Origin of the sequence: Budvicia aquatica DSM 5075 = ATCC 35567 (assembly GCF_000427805.1) — a bacterium.
GTDB lineage: Bacteria > Pseudomonadota > Gammaproteobacteria > Enterobacterales > Enterobacteriaceae > Budvicia > Budvicia aquatica.
Genome location: NZ_ATYS01000025.1, coordinates 56,526 through 78,088, shown reverse-complemented (window position 1 = coordinate 78,088; position 21,563 = coordinate 56,526). Strand labels below are relative to the sequence as shown.

17 protein-coding genes are annotated in these 21,563 nt (G+C 47.4%); 12 read left to right on the top strand and 5 right to left on the bottom strand.

Translation table 11 applies throughout. The features are described from left to right. Positions 1 to 135 precede the first annotated feature (135 nt). The 3 genes from YWE_RS0111525 to YWE_RS0111515 all read left to right on the top strand — a co-directional run bounded on the left by YWE_RS0111525 (position 136) and on the right by YWE_RS0111515 (position 3,741). Complete coding sequence (locus tag YWE_RS0111525; protein WP_036015803.1) at positions 136 to 987, top strand: SDR family NAD(P)-dependent oxidoreductase; 852 nt, start codon at positions 136 to 138, stop codon at positions 985 to 987. 59 nt (positions 988 to 1,046) lie between these two features. Further along, the gene (locus YWE_RS0111520) at positions 1,047 to 2,615 is read left to right on the top strand and encodes an AMP-binding protein (RefSeq protein WP_029094671.1); all 1,569 of its coding nucleotides are present in this window, start codon (positions 1,047 to 1,049) and stop codon (positions 2,613 to 2,615) included. Positions 2,616 to 2,715: 100 nt separating this feature from the next. Then, positions 2,716 to 3,741 (top strand): AI-2E family transporter, encoded by a 1,026-nt coding sequence (locus YWE_RS0111515; protein WP_036015815.1) that lies wholly within the window; start codon positions 2,716 to 2,718, stop codon positions 3,739 to 3,741. 108 nt (positions 3,742 to 3,849) lie between these two features. On the opposite strand, the gene YWE_RS0111510 is transcribed toward YWE_RS0111515, so the two are convergent. Further along, positions 3,850 to 4,044: a hypothetical protein gene (locus tag YWE_RS0111510; RefSeq protein WP_029094669.1), complete on the bottom strand. Its 195-nt coding sequence runs from the start codon at positions 4,042 to 4,044 to the stop codon at positions 3,850 to 3,852. A gap of 311 nt (positions 4,045 to 4,355) precedes the next feature. Between YWE_RS0111510 and acnA the strand changes: the two genes are divergently transcribed. After that, positions 4,356 to 7,028: an aconitate hydratase AcnA gene (acnA, locus tag YWE_RS0111505; protein ID WP_029094668.1), complete on the top strand. Its 2,673-nt coding sequence runs from the start codon at positions 4,356 to 4,358 to the stop codon at positions 7,026 to 7,028. A gap of 88 nt (positions 7,029 to 7,116) precedes the next feature. Here the strand turns inward: acnA and uxuA are convergent, their stop codons facing one another. Then, the gene (uxuA, locus tag YWE_RS0111500) at positions 7,117 to 8,307 is read right to left on the bottom strand and encodes a mannonate dehydratase (RefSeq protein WP_029094667.1); all 1,191 of its coding nucleotides are present in this window, start codon (positions 8,305 to 8,307) and stop codon (positions 7,117 to 7,119) included. A 241-nt stretch (positions 8,308 to 8,548) separates the two neighbouring features. Beyond that, positions 8,549 to 9,295 (bottom strand): FCD domain-containing protein, encoded by a 747-nt coding sequence (locus YWE_RS0111495; RefSeq protein WP_036015802.1) that lies wholly within the window; start codon positions 9,293 to 9,295, stop codon positions 8,549 to 8,551. 391 nt (positions 9,296 to 9,686) lie between these two features. Between YWE_RS0111495 and YWE_RS0111490 the strand changes: the two genes are divergently transcribed. The 4 genes from YWE_RS0111490 (at position 9,687) to YWE_RS0111475 (ending at position 15,062) form a co-directional block, all read left to right on the top strand. Next, positions 9,687 to 11,165: a mannitol dehydrogenase family protein gene (locus tag YWE_RS0111490; protein WP_029094665.1), complete on the top strand. Its 1,479-nt coding sequence runs from the start codon at positions 9,687 to 9,689 to the stop codon at positions 11,163 to 11,165. After that, positions 11,165 to 12,571 (top strand): glucuronate isomerase, encoded by a 1,407-nt coding sequence (gene uxaC, locus YWE_RS0111485; RefSeq protein ID WP_029094664.1) that lies wholly within the window; start codon positions 11,165 to 11,167, stop codon positions 12,569 to 12,571. The genes YWE_RS0111490 and uxaC overlap by 1 nt, the downstream gene beginning before the upstream one ends. Positions 12,572 to 12,679: 108 nt before the next feature. Next, positions 12,680 to 13,969 carry an MFS transporter gene (locus YWE_RS0111480; RefSeq protein ID WP_029094663.1) on the top strand — a complete coding sequence of 430 codons (1,290 nt, stop codon included), beginning with the start codon at positions 12,680 to 12,682 and terminating at the stop codon, positions 13,967 to 13,969. 436 nt (positions 13,970 to 14,405) lie between these two features. Beyond that, positions 14,406 to 15,062 (top strand): DUF1266 domain-containing protein, encoded by a 657-nt coding sequence (locus YWE_RS0111475; RefSeq protein ID WP_029094662.1) that lies wholly within the window; start codon positions 14,406 to 14,408, stop codon positions 15,060 to 15,062. A gap of 9 nt (positions 15,063 to 15,071) precedes the next feature. Here the strand turns inward: YWE_RS0111475 and YWE_RS0111470 are convergent, their stop codons facing one another. Next, the gene (locus YWE_RS0111470) at positions 15,072 to 15,824 is read right to left on the bottom strand and encodes a FadR/GntR family transcriptional regulator (protein ID WP_029094661.1); all 753 of its coding nucleotides are present in this window, start codon (positions 15,822 to 15,824) and stop codon (positions 15,072 to 15,074) included. A gap of 253 nt (positions 15,825 to 16,077) precedes the next feature. Continuing rightward, positions 16,078 to 16,998, bottom strand: coding sequence for a sugar kinase (locus tag YWE_RS0111465; RefSeq protein ID WP_029094660.1), 921 nt, complete (start codon positions 16,996 to 16,998; stop codon positions 16,078 to 16,080). Positions 16,999 to 17,292: 294 nt separating this feature from the next. Here YWE_RS0111465 and allD point away from each other — a divergent pair, with 294 nt between their 5' ends. The 4 genes from allD to YWE_RS0111445 all read left to right on the top strand — a co-directional run bounded on the left by allD (position 17,293) and on the right by YWE_RS0111445 (position 21,491). Continuing rightward, a complete protein-coding gene (gene allD, locus YWE_RS0111460) occupies positions 17,293 to 18,324 on the top strand; it encodes an ureidoglycolate dehydrogenase (RefSeq protein ID WP_029094659.1) in 1,032 nt (343 codons plus the stop codon). Positions 18,325 to 18,334: 10 nt separating this feature from the next. Further along, positions 18,335 to 18,805, top strand: coding sequence for a NanQ anomerase/TabA/YiaL family protein (locus tag YWE_RS0111455; protein WP_029094658.1), 471 nt, complete (start codon positions 18,335 to 18,337; stop codon positions 18,803 to 18,805). Positions 18,806 to 18,977: 172 nt separating this feature from the next. Beyond that, positions 18,978 to 20,450, top strand: coding sequence for a mannitol dehydrogenase family protein (locus tag YWE_RS0111450; protein ID WP_029094657.1), 1,473 nt, complete (start codon positions 18,978 to 18,980; stop codon positions 20,448 to 20,450). Between the two features lie 27 nt (positions 20,451 to 20,477). Beyond that, entirely contained in the window at positions 20,478 to 21,491 is a 1,014-nt protein-coding gene (locus tag YWE_RS0111445; protein WP_029094656.1) for a zinc-binding alcohol dehydrogenase family protein, read from the top strand. Positions 21,492 to 21,563: the final 72 nt, after the last annotated feature.

Below are 21,563 nucleotides of genomic sequence, written 5' to 3'. Positions count from 1 at the left end.
GTGGTTTAGGCAGATAACTATCAGGTATCCTTCACTTTGGCTGATTAGGGCCGGAAGATAAGCAGCGTCAGATCGCCAGAACTGCCGAATAATTTCGCCAAAAATCGATAAAAAGTACTAACGCGGATGGCTCCTATGCTTTCATCTCATTCTTATCACTGGTATCAGTACGCTCTGTTTCCTTTTCTGCGCCCGGATCGCAACAGGCTCAGCCAGCAGCTCAACAATAAAACCATACTAATCACCGGTGCCAGCTATGGTATCGGTGAAACGCTGGTCGCTATGCTATCAGGAATGAATATCCATTTGATTCTGGTTGCCCGCACGCAAGAGAAGCTGAGTCAGCTAAAACAACAAATAGAACCCCATGTCGCCAGCTGTCAGATTTTTGCCGTTGACCTGACTCAGCAGGATCGGACAGAACGGCTGATTAATGAAGTTAAGCAGCGTTATGGCGGTATTGATATTCTTATTAATAATGCCGGGAAATCCATTTGCCGATCTATTGCCGATTCAACTGACCGACTGCATGACTTTCAACGCACAATGGCGCTGAACTATTTTGCCCCGGTTCAGCTCTGTATGGGGTTACTGCCACAGCTGAAACAGAATCAGGGGCAGATAATTAATATTTCGGCGGTTAACGTATTACTGGCGCCGGCACCTTACTGGGCTGCCTATCAGGCATCTAAATCCGCATTTGACCAATGGTTTCGCTGCGCGGAACCTGAATTACAGGTATCGGGGGTTCAGTTAACCTCTATTTATCTTCCGCTGGTCAATACCCGAATGATTCAGCCGACGTATGCCAATAAGTCCGTTCCGGCAATTTCCGCCCCTCAGGCGGCAGAGATTATCTGTCGGGCAATCCAGACCAGAAAACCCTGCTTTAAACCGCTATGGACGATTTTTGGTCAGCTGGGCTCGGTAATATTTAACCGTTGGTGGGTGATGGGTTGTGCTCACTACCTGAAACGAAAAGTCTGAAACGGAAAGTTTGAAACCAAAAGTCTGAAAAAAAGCCCTAAAAACGCTAATGGATAAATATGATAAATAAACTCCGGCTACTGATTAAGTTAAATATCCTCACTCCGAACGGGTTATATACTTTAATTCAGTCAATTCGGGCTAACGGTATCAATCTGATGGCCCTGCTCGGTTTCAGCGCCAGACTTTACCCGCAGCGTATTGCGGTGCAAGACGACAGCGGCACCCTGACTTATGCGCAACTCTACCAACAGAGCAGGAATATTGCGTCAGCCCTTTGCCATCACCACCGGCTAAAGCCCGGTCATAAAGTGGCATTAATTTGCCGCAACCATGCCTTATTGCTGAAATCACTGTTTGCCTGTTCCTACGCAGGGGCTGATATCTATTTGCTGAATACTGAAATAAACCTGCGGCAGTTCTCTGCTTTTATCGACAAACATCAGTTTGATCTGATTATTCATGACGCCAATATCGCCCCGCTACTGGCCGAAGCCGGTTTCAGCGGGACGGCTATTCCGGCAGAGAATAGCGACAGCGTATCTATTCAATCTTATGCGCATACTTCAGGCTTGCTCGCTAAGCAGATCAAACATGGCCCGGGAAAAATTATTGTGTTAACCAGCGGCAGCACCGGTGACTTCAAAGCCGCTGCACGAAAGCCGTCGCTGTTTGCCTTTCTTAATCCACTGTATGCCCTGCTGACTAAGCTTGAGCTATTTCACTACCGATCAATTTATATAGCCACGCCGGTGTATCACGGTTTCGGCTTAGCAACGCTCAGCATTGCCACGTTAATGGGAGCCACGGTCTACCTGACGCGTAAGTTCGATGCCGATAACGCCAGCCATCTGATTGCTGAGCATCAAATTGAAGTCATTACGCTGGTTCCGCTGATGCTCAGCAGAATGCTCTATCGCTCAGCCGATAAGTTGCTCTGCTTGCGCTGTATTATTTCCGGCGGCGCTCAGTTACAACCGCGCTTGGTGGCCGATACCCGTACACAGCTGGGCGATAAATTATTTAACTTATATGGCACATCTGAAGCCGGAATCTGTACTATCGCCACCCCGCGCGATTTGGCTCACAGTGCCAGTACTATTGGTATTCCGATTGAAGGGCTGACCATTCAGTTGTTGGACAATCAAAGCGGATTGCCGGTGTATCAACATCATGTGGTCGGCAGATTAGCCATTAAGTGTCCGTGGGCCGCTCAAAATAACGGCGATCTGATTGAAACCGGCGACCTTGGGTTCCATGATGCTGACGGCTATTATTACTTAAGTGGTCGGGCTGACAGCATGATAGTTTCCGGCGGAGAGAATGTGTATCCCGTTGAGCTGGAAGATGCGATAACTCAGCATCCGATAATCAGCGAATGCGTTGTTATCGGTATTCCAAATGCCGAGTTCGGGCAGCGACTAAAAGCCTTTATTGTTACTCAGCAACCCGATAGTCTTACCGCGGAACAGCTCAAGCTGTGGCTCAGCGAACGAATTGCCCGCTATCAAATGCCTGAAGAGATTGTATTTCTGCATGAAATCCCGTTAACGCCAATCGGTAAGCCGGATTTAAAGTATCTGAGCCAACAAATCACATCAGAGAAGCAGCCAAACGGGCAAGAATAACGTATCTGTGTGATAATATTTATAGCGTTAATAAACCATAGCCAAATGCTTCAAGTTGCAACAATTTGAAGTATGACGGATATATAAGCGAGTGTTGCCATTGAATAATAAATTATCCTCGGTAGGCCTAAGAACAATGCTTATGTTAGCGTCGTTGGTCATTATTTTATCTGGCATAAAAGCGGCCTCCCAAATAGTTATTCCTTTTTTATTGGCGCTGTTTCTCTCTATTGTGCTCTATCCGGTCGTGCGTTTTATGGCGCGGTTTCGCATCCCTAACGTGATATCCGTTATCTTGATTGCACTGGCGATAGTGATTGGCTTTCTGGCGACCGCCAGCGTTGTCGGCTCATCGCTCAACGACTTCACCCGTACTTTGCCTCAATACCGCGGATTAATAGGCGAACACCTGCGGGATTTGCAGTTTTATGCCGCTCAGCTAAATATTCAAATTTCCAGTGAAGAGCTGATGCAATACTTTGATCCGGCGCTGTTAGTCAGCTTTCTCACCACCATGCTTTCCAGCTTTTCCGGCGTCATGACCAATATCTTTTTGCTGCTGATGACCGTTGTTTTTATGCTGTTGGAAGTTCAGAGCTTGCCCCACAAGCTCAATAAGTCACTGAGTAATCCGGTTCAGGGCATGATTAGCATCAATAATGCGATTAATAGCATCAGCCGCTATCTGGCGATTAAAACCGTTATCAGCATCATTACCGGTATGATTATCTGGGGATTCCTCTCATGGATCGGTGTGAAATACGCCATGCTGTGGGGCGTTCTGGGCTTTATGCTTAACTATATTCCCAATATTGGTTCATTTATTGCTGCCGTTCCCCCTATTCTGCAAGCCCTGTTATTTAACGGTTTTGCCGACGGCTTGGCGGTGCTGGGCTGCTATATTGCCGTCAACCTTATGATTGGCAATATTATTGAACCCCGGATCATGGGGCGCGGGCTGGGCCTGTCAACGCTGATTGTCTTTTTGTCTTTGATTTTCTGGGGCTGGCTGCTGGGGCCGGTGGGCATGTTATTGTCCGTTCCGTTAACTATCGTCGCGAAGATTATGCTGGAAGCTAATCCGGGAAGTCATAGACTGGCGATTATGTTGGGGGATGGTAAGTAACCATAAAACTACAGACGAAACGATTTAATTTAGTTTTATCGTCAGCTTCGTCCGTAAAAAGAACGTCGAAATATGACCTTTTCCTCGCGGCCGAGGGGGAGTTCTTCTTCATCCCGTTGAAAAATGGGATCCAGCCCTTAGGCCCGGAGCTCGTTTGTGAGCTAAAACCGTGGATGATTCACTGCGCTCAACCTGCGGGCCATTCGCTTTGCGAATGTTTGCTTCACCTACGGCTCGCGTTCCCGTTTTCACGGCGATGACGAGGGGGAGTTCTTCGTCATCCCGTTGAAAAACGGGATCCATCCCTTAGGCCCTGCGTTCATTTGTGAGCTAAAACCTTGGATGATTCACTGCGCTCACCCTGCGGACCATTCGCTTTGCGAATGTTTGCTTCACCTACGGCTCGCGTTTCCGTTTTCACGGGGATGACAAGGAGAAGAGCCGCGATAACAAAGGTGAAGGCTTCTTGGTTATCTTAATTTCCTTTATTTTCCATATTCCCCTACCTTTACAAATGTTAACAAAATGTTGATGAAATTTTATGTTATCTTTAAATAGCGTACTATAAAAAATCCGGCGGATACCGGAACTCTCTGATAATCAACGGAGGAGCTATGTCATCAAATCTACGTGAACAGAGTCTTGCCCGACTGACTGTGTCACATCAAGAATATCATTATTACAGTTTGCCCAAGGCCGCCGCTCAACTGGGCGATATTCAACGGCTGCCGAAATCCCTCAAAGTACTGTTAGAAAACCTATTGCGATTTATTGACGGTGATACCGTGCAAGAGTCCGATCTGTCGGCATTAGTTGAGTGGCTAAAAACAGGCCATGCCGATCGGGAAATCGCCTATCGCCCGGCAAGAGTATTGATGCAAGACTTTACCGGCGTGCCGGCCATTGTCGATCTGGCCGCCATGCGTGAAGCGGTTTTGCGGCTGGGGGGCAACGCATCTAAAGTTAATCCACTGTCGCCGGCGGATCTGGTTATTGACCATTCCGTTACCGTCGATGAATACGCGACGTCTCAGGCTTTCGGTAATAACGTCAGTCTGGAGATGGAGCGCAATCATGAGCGCTATGCTTTTCTGCGCTGGGGGCAAAAAGCCTTTAGCCGCTTTAGAGTAGTCCCGCCGGGAACCGGTATTTGTCATCAGGTTAATTTAGAGTATTTAGGCCAGACCGTCTGGCATGAAGAGCTGGACGGCAAAAATTGGATTTACCCGGATACGTTAGTAGGTACTGACTCCCATACCACCATGATTAATGGTTTAGGTATTCTCGGCTGGGGCGTCGGCGGTATTGAAGCCGAAGCCGCTATGCTGGGGCAGCCGGTGTCGATGCTCATCCCTGACGTGGTCGGTTTTAAACTCACCGGCCAGCTTAACGAAGGCATTACCGCCACCGATTTAGTACTGACCGTCACTCAAATGCTGCGTAAGCACGGCGTAGTCGGTAAATTTGTTGAGTTTTATGGCGATGGTCTGGCCCGCCTGCCGCTGGCAGACCGGGCGACTATTGCCAATATGTCACCGGAATTCGGGGCGACCTGCGGATTCTTCCCGGTCGATGAAGAAACCCTGCGCTATATGGCGCTGTCTGGCCGCACCTCACATCAAATTGAGTTAGTAGAGGCTTACGCCAAAGCGCAGGGCTTATGGCGCTATCCCGGTGATGAACCGATTTTCACCAGCTCATTATCGCTGGACCTCTCCAGCGTTGAAGCCAGCCTGGCCGGACCTAAACGCCCTCAGGATCGGGTAGCCCTGGCTAAAGTGAAGCAGGCCTTTGACGCAGCAATGCATCTGGATCTGACCTCAACCCAGCCTAACACCGACAGCGTGCCGATGGTGTTAGACGGTAAGAATCTAATTTTGAGGCAAGGTATGGTGGCTATTGCCGCCATTACCTCCTGTACTAACACCTCTAACCCCAGCGTGATGATTGCTGCCGGTTTACTGGCTAAAAAGGCGGTAGAGAAAGGTTTACAGCGCCAGCCGTGGGTTAAATCATCCTTGGCTCCGGGTTCAAAAGTGGTCACTGAATATCTGGACGCTGCCGGTCTGACGCCTTATCTGGAAGCACTAGGATTTAATCTGGTCGGCTATGGCTGTACCACCTGTATCGGTAACTCAGGGCCACTTGCGCCGGCTATCGAAGCGGCGATTAAGCAAGGCGATCTGACCGTGGGTGCCGTGCTGTCGGGTAACCGTAACTTTGAAGGCCGGATTCATCCGCTGGTTAAAACTAACTGGCTGGCATCACCACCGTTAGTGGTCGCTTACGCACTGGCCGGTAATATGAGAACCGACCTGACGCAAGAGCCGCTAGGCCAAGATAGAACCGGTGCGCCGGTGTATCTAAAAGATATCTGGCCTTCAGCGCAGGAGATTGCAAAAGCGGTTGAAGGCGTAAATGCAGAGATGTTCCATAAGGAATATGCTGAAGTATTTAACGGCGATAAAGAGTGGCAATCGATTAAGGTTGATGAATCTCAGACTTATCGCTGGCAAGAGGATTCAACCTATATCCGCCATCCGCCATTTTTCACCACTATGCAGGCTGAACCTGATATCGTTCAGGATATTCACGGGGCACGTATTCTTGCCATACTCGGCGATTCGGTGACTACCGACCATATCTCTCCGGCCGGTAATATCAAAGCCGATAGCCCTGCAGGGCACTACCTGAGCAACCACGGTATTGATAAAAATGACTTCAACTCCTACGGTTCTCGCCGCGGAAATCATGAAGTGATGATGCGCGGTACTTTCGCTAATATCCGTATCCGTAATGAAATGGTACCCGACATTGAAGGTGGTATGACCCGGCATATTCCGTCGCAGGATATCTTGCCAATTTACGATGCTGCCATGCGTTATCAGCAGGAAGATATCCCGCTGGCCGTGATTGTCGGTAAAGAGTATGGTTCCGGTTCCAGCCGCGACTGGGCGGCCAAAGGGCCAATGCTGTTAGGGGTGCGGGTCGTCATTGCTGAGTCTTTCGAACGAATCCACCGTTCCAACCTGATTGGAATGGGAATTCTGCCGCTGGAATTCCCGGAGAATACTAACCGTAAAGTCCTTGAGCTCTGCGGCGATGAACTGATTTCAGTGACCGGACTGGCCTTTATTAAACCGGGCCAGCAGGTTCCGGTGACCATCACCTATGCCGATGGTCATCATGAAATCATTAATACGCTATGTCGTATCGATACCGGTAATGAGCTGACCTACTACCAGAACGGCGGGATCCTGCATTATGTCATCAGGAAAATGCTGTAGTGTTAGTTCAATAGAAAAACCCCCGAAGAAGTAGCACCCTTCGGGGGTTTTTATTGCATTCCTATCGGGCAAAACCCGATATTAAAGACTATTTATTATCGCTAAAGAATGCGCGCTTAATCGCCAGCTCAACGCCGCGAACTTCAGCCAGGCCTTTCAGGCGGCCGATAGCAGAATAACCCGGGTTGGTTTTCTTCTTAAGATCGTCCAGCATCTGGTGACCGTGGTCAGGACGCATTGGAATAGCGCGGAAGTTTCCGGCTTTCTGACGGCGGTCTTCTTCAGTCAGAATGGCTTTCACCACCGAATACATATCAACGTCGCCCTGCAGGTGTGCACCTTCGTGGAAGGTTTTAGGATTCTCTTCCCGGCAGGTTGAACGCAGGTGAGTAAAGTGAATACGGTCACCAAAGGTTTCGATCATCTTCACTAAATCGTTATCACCGCGTACGCCGTAAGATCCGGTACACATGGTAAAACCGTTATGGATACTGTCGACGGTATCTTTCAGCCACTGCATATCTTCAATAGTAGAAACAATACGCGGCAGGCCAAGGATTGGACGCGGTGGATCATCCGGATGAACCGCCAGCTTCAGGCCAACGGCTTCGGCAACCGGTACGATTTGGCTAAGGAAATAGCCCATGTGCTCACGCAGTTTAGCTTTATCAATACCGTCGTAAGTTGCCAGATGAGCGCGGAACTGATCTAACGTATAGCCTTCTTCTGCACCCGGCAGACCGGCAATAATATTACCGGTTAACTTATCAATTTCCGCCTGAGACATGGCGTCAAAATAAGCTTTAGCCTGCTTAACTTCTTCTTCAGAATAATCAGCTTCAGCACCCGGGCGCTTAAGAATATGCAATTCAAAGGCGGCAAAGGCAATCTGGTCAAAACGCAGCGCTTTAGAACCGTCCGGTAATTCATATTCCAGATCGGTACGGGTCCAGTCCAGAACAGGCATAAAGTTGTAGCATACGGTGTCGATACCACAGGTCGCCAGATTACGAATCGACTGCTGATAGTTGGCAATATGCTGTTTATAGTTGCCGGATTGAGTTTTGATCTCTTCGTGAACCGGAATACTTTCGACCACGGACCAAGTTAACCCTTTCGCTTCCAGAATGGCTTTGCGCTTTTGAATCTCTTCAACTGTCCAGACTTCACCGTTTGGAATATGGTGTAGTGCGGTCACTACGCCTGTGGCTCCCGCCTGACGGATATCGTCAAGAGAGACCGGATCGTTAGGGCCATACCAACGCCATGTTTGTTCCATGATTTATTCACCTTTTATATTGGAATTTCATCTCAAACGGCTATTCACAACGCTCTGTCCGATATATTCCAAATCGCAGGAAAGTAGCTGATAAAGCCGTCCTGATAAACTTACATCAGTAAGCGGTCAGGACAATCGAACACAGCTAATACACCGTTAACTTGAAGTATGACGGGCATATCAGGCGCTAACCCGATGAACCGCTGTATTGATTAATTCTGATATTCCAGGTGTTCAGCCATTACAACTTAGTCACTGGGACAGAATCAAAAAGATAACCGTCAAACCCTAGATCGTCACTATTAGACAGTTCTAACAGCGTCAATTTTACATTCTCTAAATGTTGCCACATGGCATGCTTGGCCCCTTCCGGATCCCGATGCTGTAGAGCCAGCAAGATCTTACGATGGTCTTCAAGCCATTTGCGCCGATAACTTTGGTCCACAATATGGGTATGTAGCTTCTGCCACATCGGGCTATTCTGTCGGCGAACCCACAGGTCGTGAACCATACTTTCCAGCACTGAATTCTGTGTCGCGCGAGCTATCAACATGTGAAAAAGCTCATCGTCGTCATAATCTGTCCGGCCACTTTCCAGCGCCTGTCGCTCAAGTTCCAGAGCATTCATCATGTCAGCAATATCTGACTTGATGAGCTGTGTTGCAGCGAATGCAGCTATATTACTTTCAAGCAATTGTCTTGCCTGAAGTAATTCAAAAGGCCCGATATCATCATCTGTTGTTTTTAAGGCACTTTTTTCATCGCTGACGGTATTAATCACATAAACGCCCGAACCCTTACGAACATCAATCAGATTTTCCAGTTCCAGCATGATTAACGCTTCGCGTACTACGGCACGGCTAACACCAAACTGTTCCGCTATATCTCTCTCCGGCGGTAAACGAGAGCCTACCGGATAACGCCCCGAACTTAGTAACTCTTTGAGTTTTATACCGAGTTCCTGATAGAGGCGCTTAGCATTAAGCATAATAGAAATCCTTCTTTGGCTGTGAATTAGGGTATATACCGGGCTGAGTAAAATACCATACCAACCAAATTATTGACATAACATAGCCTATAGCCACAACATTGGTCAACCAATTATTGACATATTGATTTATCCATTATATTCAATGCATTAAGAATAAATACCCCATATAAATAGGATAAAATCCAGATAAAAACCAATTTTAATGCTTATTATTTGATTTATGTGGTTTGGATCTCAAAATTGGACTGACAACTATGATAACTTTCACCGCCTAAAGGTAAACCAGTCAGATAAAAACTCATCGAAAAATATCACTATCACCATGAATAATAATATTAAAATATCTTTTTTTATTTTGGTATGACCGCATTAACAATCTAAGAGGGATATCCCTATGTTAGGAAAAAGTTTATTACCACAGTCCGTTCTATCTCCGGAATACGATCGTAAAAAGCTGCAAACTCGCATCGTTCATTTAGGATTTGGTGCCTTCCATCGCGCGCATCAAGCGTTGTTAACCGATCGCGTATTGAACCAAACCAAAGGTGACTGGGGTATCTGTGAAGTTAACTTAGTTGGCGGCGAATCATTGATTAAATCACTGCGCCAGCAAGACCACCTCTATTCCGTGCTGGAAAAAGGCGCTGAAAGCAATAAGTGCATTGTTATCGGTTCAGTTAAAGAGTCATTACATCCGGCAATAGACGGCATTGATGCCGTACTGGAAAAAATGGCTGAACCACAGGTCGCTATTGTCTCACTGACCATTACAGAAAAAGGCTACTGTGTATTACCCGGTGGTGGTGGCTTGGACCTGAATAACCCGGCAATTCAAGCCGATTTGGCTAATCCAACTAGGCCGTCAACGGCGGCGGGAACCATCGTTGAAGCGCTGTATCGCCGCCGAGCCCGTGGACTGGCTCCGTTCACCGTCCTTTCCTGTGACAACATTCCAGAGAATGGCCATATCGTGAAGCAGGCTGTACTGGATCTGGCCAAAGCCCGCGATCGAGACTTAGCCGAATGGATTGAACAAAACGTCAGTTTCCCTAGCACCATGGTTGACCGCATTGTACCGGCGGCAACGGATGAAGCCCTGGCTGAAATTAGCCAAGCGCTCGGCTTTAGCGACCCTGTTGGTATTGCCTGTGAGCCCTTTATTCAATGGGTGGTTGAAGACAATTTCGTTGCCGGTCGCCCTGAATGGGAGTTAGCCGGTGCTGAATTGGTAAAAGACGTTCTGCCGTATGAAGAAATGAAACTGCGTATGCTAAACGGCAGCCACTCCTTCCTAGCCTATTTAGGCTATCTTGCCGGCTATCAGCACATCAATGACTGTATGACTGACGCATCATATCGCGCAGCGGCACATCATTTGATGTTAAAAGAACAGGCTCCGACGCTGAGCGTAGATAACGTTGACCTCGCGGCTTACGCCGACCGTTTAATTGAGCGTTATAGCAACCCGTCTCTTAAACACCGCACTTGGCAAATTGCCATGGACGGTACCCAAAAATTACCCCAGCGGATGCTGGACTCTTCCCGTTGGCACTTGGCACATAACAGTAATTTTGACTGTTTAGCGCTGGGTGTTGCCGGTTGGATGCGCTATATCGGTGGTGTCGATGACAACCAACAACCGATTGATATTCGTGACCCTATGGCCGACGTTCTGGCCGATATCGTTAGCCGCTCGCAGGATGGGACAGAACGGGTTAATGCGCTACTGGGCCTTAGCGCAGTCTTTGGCGATCGGTTGCCAAACAACCCACGTTTTGTCGAGAAAGTAACAGAAAGTTACCTGTTCCTGATGCAAAACGGCGCACAAAAAAGCATAGAGAATCTTAAATCGCAGGGAGTAATTTAATGAAGCCCTTTATGAATGATAGCTTTCTGCTGAGCACTTCAGCCGCAGAGCGACTCTACTTTGACTATGCTGCACCGCAGCCTATTTTTGACTACCATTGCCATTTGCCGCCAAAAGATGTGGCAGAAAATCGGCAGTTTAACAATTTAGCCGAAATCTGGCTGGCCGGTGACCATTACAAATGGCGCGTACTACGCACCGCCGGCGTTGATGAGCAATTGATCACCGGCAATGCCGATGACTATGACAAATATTTAGCCTGGGCTGCCGTTGTTCCTAAAACATTAGGTAACCCGATTTATCATTGGACGCATCTTGAGTTAAGACGCCCTTTTGGTATCGAAAATATTCAATTTGGCCCGCAAAATGCGGAAAAAGTCTGGCATCAGGCGAATGAACTGCTGGCTACGCCAGAGTTCTCAGCCCGCGGCATTATGCAGCAAATGAATGTGAAAATGGTCGGTACAACTGACGATCCTATCGATTCACTGGTTCACCATCAGGCGATTGCTAAAGATGCCAGTTTTGATATTCAGGTTCGTCCTAGCTGGCGCCCGGATCGGGCTTTTAAGATTGACCTGCCGGGCTTCACTGACTATTTACCGCTGTTAGAAAAAGCCGCGGATGTTTCTATTAGCGGCTTTAACGACCTGCTTAGTGCCCTGGCTAAGCGCCTCGACCATTTTGCCCAACACGGCTGCGTTGCGGCTGACCACGGTATTGAAGTAATCCGCTATGCACCGGTACCGGCTACCGCTGAACTCGATCTGATCTTGCAAAAGCGCCGGGCTCAACAACCTCTGTCTGAGCTGGAAATCGCACAGTTTAGTACTGCAGTTCAAGTATGGCTTGGTCGTGAATACGCTAAGCGTGGTTGGGTTATGCAATTACATTTAGGCGCTCTGCGTAATAATAATCAGCGGATGTTTAAGCTGCTTGGTGCAGACGCAGGCTTTGACTCGATCGGCGATCGTCCGGTAGCAGAAGCCTTATCTCAGTTGCTCAACGCACTGGATATCGATAATCAACTGCCTAAAACTATTCTCTACTGTCTCAACCCGCGTGATAACGAAGTACTGGCCACTATGTGCGGTAACTTCCAGGGCGGCGGTATTGCCGGCAAAGTTCAGTTCGGTTCGGGATGGTGGTTTAACGATCAGAAAGACGGCATGCAAAGACAAATTATGCAGCTGTCTCAAATGGGGTTACTCAGCCAGTTCGTCGGCATGCTGACAGATTCCCGTAGCTTCCTCTCTTATACCCGACACGAATATTTTCGCCGTATTTTATGCGAAATGGTGGGTAAATGGATGGATGATGGCGAATTACCCCATGATTTTGAACTGGTCGGGCAAATGGTAGCTGATATCTGCTACGGCAATGCATCCCGCTATTTCGCCAATTAAAAAAAATAATAATGCCGCAATACGTATTTGCGGCGACTTCAAACATTATGGCTTGTCTATTGGTAGGCTAGCCATTACGGGCATAGAGAATTCCTGAGGCTTTTACTTATGAAGATAAAAAATCTTCGCTGGTGGATCATATCGTTAGTTTGTTTAGTCACAATAGTTAACTATTTGGCTAGAAGCTCATTAAGCGTTGCTGCGCCAACATTATTTACAGAATTACATATTACCGAACAGCAATATTCCTGGATTATCAGTGCATTCCAACTGGCTTATACCGTCGCACAGCCGATTTGTGGTTATATCCTCGACGTTGTAGGTCTGAAAATTGGTTTCTTCATATTTGCCGTAGCATGGTCACTGGTCAACATGGCTCACGCCTTTGTCGGTACTTGGCAAGGGCTGGCATTCCTGCGTGGTTTAATGGGCTTAACCGAAGCGTCTGTTATTCCTGCCGGTATGAAAACCTCTGCTGAGTGGTTCCCTGCTTCCGAGCGTGGTATCGCCGGCGGTTTGTTTAACGTCGGTACCTCTATCGGTGCAATGTTAGCTCCGCCGTTAGTCGTGTGGGCCATTCTGACCTTTAACTGGGAAGCTGCTTTCGTTATTACCGGTGGTATTGGCTTAGTTGTCGCCATAATTTGGTATCTGGTTTATAACTCACCGGAAAAGCACCCGGCCCTTACTGACGAAGAAAAGAAGTACATCTTTGACGGTCAGGAAAAACACCTTCAGTCTACTGAGAATGAAAAGCCGGCAATGGGTGTCATTCTAAAGCAGCGTAACTTCTGGGGTATTGCCGTTACCCGCTTTCTTGCGGATCCGGCCTGGGGTACCATTAGTTTCTGGATGCCTTTATACCTAACTCAAGTGATGCATATGCCGATCAAAGAGATCGCGATGTTTGCATGGTTACCGTTCCTGGCCGCTGACTTTGGTTGCGTTGCCGGTGGCTTCCTGACCGCATTCCTGATTAAGCGTTGTAATATCACTACGGTTAACTCACGCCGTATTGGTTTTACCATTGCAGCAGTATTGATGACCGCTATCGGCTTTGTTAGCATTGTTGAAAGTGCTTATGTGGCGATTGCGCTGATCAGTCTCGGTGGTTTTGCCCATCAGATGCTTTCAACGCTGGTTATTACTCTGGCTTCAGACCTGTTTAAGAAAAGTGAAGTAGCTACCGTAACCGGTTTAGCCGGTTCAGCAGCCTGGGCAGGACAGCTGTCCTTTAACCTGCTGATGGGTGCGTTAGTGGTTACTATCGGTTATGGCCCGTTCTTTATTATTCTGGGATTCTTAGACTTGATTGGTGCGGTGGTTCTATGGACGGTGATTAAGGATACCCATCCGTCTGAAACCAATAAGTCACCGAAGCTGGCGACACAGAGCTGATATTAGTTTTAGCATAGAAATTGGTTAACCAGAGGAGCTTCCGCTCCTCTGTGGCTCCACCGTCATCCCCGCCAAAGCGGAGATCTCAGGTTTTAGCCCACAAATTAGTACTTAGCTTAAGGGCTGGATCCCGTTTTTCAACGGGATGACGACATGGCTACTCTCTCGTCATCCCCGCCAAAGCGGAGATCTCAGGTTTTAGCCCACAAATTAGTACTTAGCTTAAGGGCTGGATCCCGTTTTTCAACGGGATGACGACATGGCTACTCTCTCGTCACCCCGCAAAAGCGGAGGTCCAAAATTTTAGCCCACAAATTAGTACTTAGCTTAGGGGCTGAACCCCGTTCTTCAACGGGATGACGACAGGGTCACCCTCTCATCATCGTTATTCATTTCCCTAGACTGACAAGCATTAGACTCTATATCGAGGTTTCGTATGGCCAGTTTTTTCAAAAAGATGTCTGAACGTTCTCAGCTAAAAAAGTTTCTTAAGAAATATCGCATACCTGGAAAATACCAAAAATACATGGCGTTAGGTGCGGCATTTATTTCTATAAATGACTGTACTGAAAACGTGCTGGCGCTGCGATTGGATCAAGAAAAAATTACCGGGATGTTAGAAACAACGTGGAAAATTACCGATCGGGAAAGTGCAATAAACACCATCGATCAACTAATTGAAAACTGTTCCAGGCCGATAACGCTCGATGCGGAAAATGGTGCCGTCAAAAAGTTATTAGACCAATGTGAACACTATTACATCAAGCAAGATGCCATTCTCAGTTGCACCAATAGCGCCGGGCTGAATCTGGAAACCGCCGCATTTTTAGCCAGAAACTGCTTTCATGCCGGATACCTGTCCGATGAACAGACTTGGGAATATTTAATTAAGAAAATCCCGCCGGTCGCAGTGTCTCTGTTTGATAACTGGACCGAATATGGCGCCTCGGTGTTAGTCGGGCATACCGTAGTTCACGGACGAGAGCCAAAGAGCATTGCTTATGCTATCTCCCGGCTGCTCAATAATTCACGCTTTAACTCAATATGGCGCAAATGCCCGTTGAATAAATTATCAACGGTCAATCCGGGCTGACGATATTTATTATATCGCGGAGATTGGCCAGCTGCGGCCCTCTTTCTCTAAGCTAAGAGCCCGCTGAGAAGAGTTAAAAATCATCTGAGTTGAGATATAGCGACAAAGTTCAGCGTCGCGCAGTCGGATAGCATCTATCAACTGGGCGTGGGTTTCTGCCGACTTGTAGCGTTCTTCCGGTTCATCTAACGGGCAGGTTATCTGAATCGAGCTATTAACCGCGGCGTGCATGGTTGGCGCGAGTTGAATAAAGATCACATTATGCGTGGCATGAATCAGCGCATAGTGAAATGCTAAATCGGCTTCGTTATAAATTTCTGTCTGATGGATCTCACAGTTGGCCTTCATAATGGCGACCGCTTCTTCCATTCGCTTAATATCATCAGCATCGGCACTTTCTGCCGCCATCGCGGCAACGCTCGGCTCGATCACGCGGCGAAAACGCTCCAGCTCACTGATTTTAAACAGTTCAATACCTGCTTCATCGGCTATGTCTAATAATAACGAGTCCAGTATTTTCCACTGTAGACGGTCGGCAACAAAAGTACCGGCTTTCGGACGAGAAATAACTAACCCCATATTACGCAAACTGTGGAGTGCTTCACGAACGGACGTTCGGGAGAGGCCATATTCCAGACAAAGTTCCTGCTCTTTTGGCAGCTGAGAACCAATCGGATATTCCCCCTTAAGGATCATGGTCGCTAATGTGCCAAGCAGTTCATCATAAAGGTATTTTTTTGAGCTTTTTAAATTAGTTTTCATGGTATACCCAAGCGGACTCTAATCAACATCGGTGGCAACTAACACAATTGTCCAGTAGCGTATTTTCCGAAGTCAAAGAGTCGGGTCCTTGCCCTATCTCATCGTAAAGATGACAATACTACCATACTGTCTAACGTGCCCAATATCCTTGTCTAACATGATAATAATCTCTTATGGAAGCGGGTACTGGATACCGCTTCCATGCGCAAGATAAGTTTAATTCTTGTCTATCCCGTACCGCAGAGATCGATGGCTAAGCCATTCGTTCAATAACCTGAGCGGCTCGCGGGATCGGGCTTACCGCACCATAACCCATAACGCTTAATGCGGCGGCCATATTGGCGTATTGCAGACAGTATTTTATCTCTTTACCTGCCAGATAGTTATGGCAGAAAGCGCCGGCAAATGTATCGCCGGCACCGGTGGCATCAACCAGTTCAACCCTGTTCCCCGCCATCTGAATACGTTCCGATTCCGTTGCGGCAATCGCACCTTCAGCGCCTAATTTCAGCACCACCAGCTTGGCACCCAGCTTCAAATAATAATCAATAATTGCCTGTGGTTCACTAATACCGGTCAATAATGTGGCCTCATCGACACTTGGAAAACAAATATCAGACATGCCGACCGTTGCATCAATTGTCGCCCGCGCTCTGGCTTTCGACCATAGCTTCAGCCGTAGGTTAGTATCAAAAGAAACCAGCGTTTGGTTGTTTTTAGCTATCTCAATGGCAGCAAATACCGCATCAGAAGAAGACGCGCTAATGGCATGGGTAATTCCACTTACGTGAAGTAATTTAGCGCCGGCAATCGCCGCCTCTGGTAGCTGAGCCGGGGTGATCAAACTGGCCGCAGAGCCCTTGCGCATAAAGTCAAAGTGGTGGCCCTGACTGTCATAAGTAATAAAATAGACTGCGGTAAAAGCCGCCGGATTAATCACTACATTCTCGGTACTAACCCCTTCGCTCTGCCACAGGCTAATAAATTCTTTAGCAAACATGTCATCACCCAGATGACATAGCATGCCGACTTTAGCCCCCTGCCGCGCCGCGCTAATGGCAAAGTTAGAAACATCGCCGCCAAAACCACTTTTAAAATCTCCGTCGCCCGTAACCTGCTTAAGCTTAGAGAATTCATACATTGGTTCACCAAATGCCAATATTTCAGGATACATGCAACACCCCCTTAGGTTAAAAAAAGAACTATCTTGTATAACTTAATAATAAATAAATCCAGATTAAAGACAAGGTTAATGTGATCGAAATTACTTATTTTCATGATAAATAACGATTTTATACTTAAATCAAATCAAAACATCGTTTCATTTAAATCACATTTTTAGAAATAAAAGTAATATGTATGACATGGATCACAGTTAACAGGCACATTAATTCGCTAGCATGCAGCCATCAAAACAGACTTAAAAAATAGTAATCGAAAATACCTTATCTGGGTCAATGGAGGATTTATGAGTAACATTCTGGTTCAGGCGGATACGCTTAAGGCACTGGCAACTGAGCAGTTAGTCGCTGGTGGACTGCCCGTCGAATCTGCAGAGATCGTGGCAGATGTCTTAGTTCACGCTGATTCAAGAGGAATTCATTCTCACGGAGTAATGCGCGTTGAGCACTACTGCAAGCGTCTGGCGGCTGGGGGTTTAAATCCGAATGCGAATATCACTTTAGACCAACGAACTCCGGTGATCACCATTATGGACAGTGATAATGGCATGGGCCACGTTGCCTGTAAGAAAGCCACCGAGCATGCGATTGAAACCGCAAAAACTCAGGGTATTTCGATGGTGATGGTGAATAAAACGTCACACTGCGGCGCTCTGTCTTATTACACCGAGATGGCCGCAAAAAATGACATGGTAGCTATCGCCATGACTCAGACCGATAAGTGCGTAGTTCCTTACGGCGGCGCTGAACCATTCTTCGGAACTAACCCGATTTCGTTCTCATTCCCGTCGGCAGACAGCGAGCCGGTGATTGTTGATATGGCAACCTCAAACGCAGCCTTCGGTAAGATCCTGCACGCACGCGAAAATAATCTGGAAATTCCTGATAACTGGGCCGTTGATGCTGAAGGTAACGCCATTACTGACCCGACGAAGTTTGCCGCCCTGCTGCCTTTTGGTGCCGGTGCTAAAGGTTACTGTATTGCATTAGCCATTGATGCCCTGACCGGTGTGTTGATGGGCGCTAAATATGGCCCGCACATTACCCGTATGTACGATGAGTACGACAAAATGCGTAACTTGGTCAGTATGATCATCGTGATCAATCCGGAGTTCTTTGGCGGTATTGAAGTATTTAAATTGCTGATGAAACAAATGTCCGGTGAGTTACATGCGTCTAAACCACAGCCGGGTTTTGAAAGAGTGATGGTGCCGGGCGAACCAGAAATGCTTAACGCTCAGCGCAGCAAAACCAGTGGTGTACCTGTAGCAAAAAGCGTTTATGAGTCATTAACCAAAAACGCAATGGCTCAGGCATAAGGAGATAATCATGATCGTTACCAACGTTAATGACTACCAAGAAACCGTTTACTTATCAGCTCAAATGAAAGAATTGATCGGTAAAGCTTTGGCCATTACTGCCTCAAATCCGGCTGATGGCCGCCATAATATCGACGGTGATTCTGCTTTCGTACTGATTTCCAGCCCGATGACTGAACCTCATGAGAAGCGTTTAGCTGAAATTCATCAAAAATATCTCGACGTTCAGATTCTGCTGTCCGGTAAAGAGGTGATTGGCTACGGTATTGAACTGACTCATGATGCCGCAGACCAAGACTATCTGGCTGATAAAGATATCGCTTTTTATAAAGATATTCCGAATGAACAATTTGTTTCACTTAATCCGGGTGACTTTGTTGTTTTCTATCCTTATGAACTTCATCGCCCATTATGTGCAGCAGATAAAGAGCAACAGGTTAAGAAAGCCGTAGTAAAAATAAAAATCGATTATCTGAAATAAAATTAATTTTAATTAAAAGTGAAAATCAATCGAGATTGAAACTAGTTAAACGTTAATTACAGATAATAAAATTATTTAGTTAATACCACTTCGCTTTTATTTAAGGTGCTCATTACCTCACCCTGAATAAAGCGAAGTGATTAGAAAATGATATTATTTACAAGGAATAATAATGTCTATTACGTCAAATAGCACTCAGCTTGCTGATGATGTTCAAGTCCCGAATTATGACCGTAAGGCACTAAAAAGCCGTATCGTTCATCTGGGTCTTGGCGCGTTTCACCGCGGGCATCAGGCTGTCTATCACCATGAACTTTTAAATCAGGCACCTTCTGACTGGGGCATTTGCGCCATCAATCTGGTTGGCGGAGAACAGCTGATTAAAAGCCTGAGAGAGCAGGATCACCGCTATACGGTTCTGGAGCAGGACAGTGAAAGTCAGAGCTGGAAGAATATCGGTTCTATTCACGCCACCCTCCACCCGGAACTGGACGGACTTAACGCGGTACTCGAAAAGCTGGCTGAACCCCAAGTTGCTATTATTTCGCTGACCATTACCGAAAAAGGTTACTGCGTCCAATCCGGTAACGGTGCTCTGGACTGGAATAACAGCGCAATTATTCATGACCTCAACCACCCGGAGCAGCCGATTTCGGCGCTTGGCGTGCTGGCTGCAGGATTTAAACTTCGTCAACAGCGTGGGTTAACCCCGGTGACAGTGCTGTCCTGCGATAATATTCCTGAAAATGGCCAAGTCATCGGCAGAGCCCTGCTGGAATTCTGTGACCGACAGGATCCTCAACTGGCCCAGTGGATTCGCTCTAACATTACCTTCCCAAGCACCATGGTAGACCGAATTGTTCCGGCAATGACGCCGGCGGCCCTTGAATTGGTCAGCCATAAATTAGGCGTTGCTGATGACTGTGCGATTGTCTGCGAGCCTTTCAGACAGTGGGTTATTGAAGACAACTTTATTGCCGGTCGCCCGGAATGGGAAAATGTTGGCCCTCAGTTAGTAAAAGACGTTGTACCTTTCGAAGAGATGAAGCTGAGAATGCTCAACGGCTCCCACTCGTTTCTGGCCTATCTGGGCTTTCTGGCCGGATATACCTACATATATCAATGCATGGAAGACCCGGCGTTTAAGCGCGCAACGCTTAAGCTGATGTTACAAGAGCAGGCGCCGACATTAACCATCGGCGGCGATGTAGATTTAGAGGCTTACGCCCAAACGCTGATTCATCGTTTTGCGAATAAAGAAGTTAAACATCAGACCGCCCAAATTGCCTGCGATGGCTCACAAAAATTACCTCAACGTATTCTGGAACCAATGCGCAAGCTGATTGCCATGGGCAAACCTTTCCCTTGCCAGGCGATGGCCATTGCCGGATGGCTACGCTATCTGAGCGGAAATGATGAAAACAATCAGAGCTATCAGGTTAACGACCCGTTATTTAGCAGCCTGAGCCAAACCTTATCCGGAGCAGAAACCCCGGAACAAAAGGTTCTGGCGTTACTGTCATGCCGAGACATATTCCCTCAAGACCTGGCCACTAATCCGGCAGTGATTGCGGCAATAACCGATAGCTACCGTCAAATTATGACAAAAGGCACCGCTGCGGCCGTCGCGAGCCTGAGCCTCTGATTTTAAATTAAGACCAAGGACATCATTATGAAAGCGCTAGTTTTGCATGAACCGTTTAAATTTGAATATGTCACGATGCCAATACCGACTCCGGCAGAGGGTGAGCTGTTACTCAAGGTTAAAACCGTCGGGATTTGCGGTACGGATATTCATGCTTACTCCGGCAAGCAGCCGTTCTTTAGTTATCCAAGAATTCTGGGGCACGAAATCTGCGCCGAAGTGGTTGACGTCGCTGACCCGAATAGCACGATGAAAGTCGGCCAACGTGTAGCCGTTATTCCTTGTGTACCTTGCTATACCTGTCATGCCTGCCAGCAAGGCAGCACTAACTGCTGTGAGAAAGTATCACTGTTCGGCGTACATCAGGACGGCGGATTCCGCGAGTACCTGACCACACCGGAAAAAAACGTGGTTCGGGTTCCTGATGAAGTCTCTGACAGCGCTGCTGCGCTGATCGAACCTTTCGCCATCGCCGCGCATGCAGTCGCTCGGGGGGGGGTTCAGGCCAATGAAGATGTGCTGGTGATTGGTGCAGGCCCTATCGGTATCGGTATTGCTGCTATAGCGAAAGCCTACGGTGCCAACGTGGTAGTGGCCGACACTCAAGCTTCACGTCGCCAACACATTGAAAAAGTGCTTGCCCTGCCAACGGCCGATCCACTGGCTGACGATTTTAATCAACGGTTAATGGCGCAGTTTAACGGCCAGATGGCAAAAACCGTGATTGATGCCACCGGCAACGCCGCCTCGATGAATAAAGCGGTCACCCTGCTGCGCCATACCGGCAAGCTGGTGTTTGTCGGGCTGTTTATCGGTGAACTCAACATTAACGATCCTGAGTTCCATAAGCGTGAAACCACGCTGTTCGGCAGCCGTAATGCAACCCGTAAAGATTTCGAAAAAGTCATTGAGCTACTGCAAAAAGGACTGATCGACGAAAACATGATGAAGAGCCATGAGTTCTCTTTTCAGGACTTAGGGGATTACGAAAATACTGTAGTAAAAAATAAAGAACTATTAAAAGGCGTGATTCGCTTTTAATTGAAAACCAACGCGATCAGAAGGAGCTAGCCCCTCTTGACTGAAAATAATAAATAGAGAGTAGGAGAATTC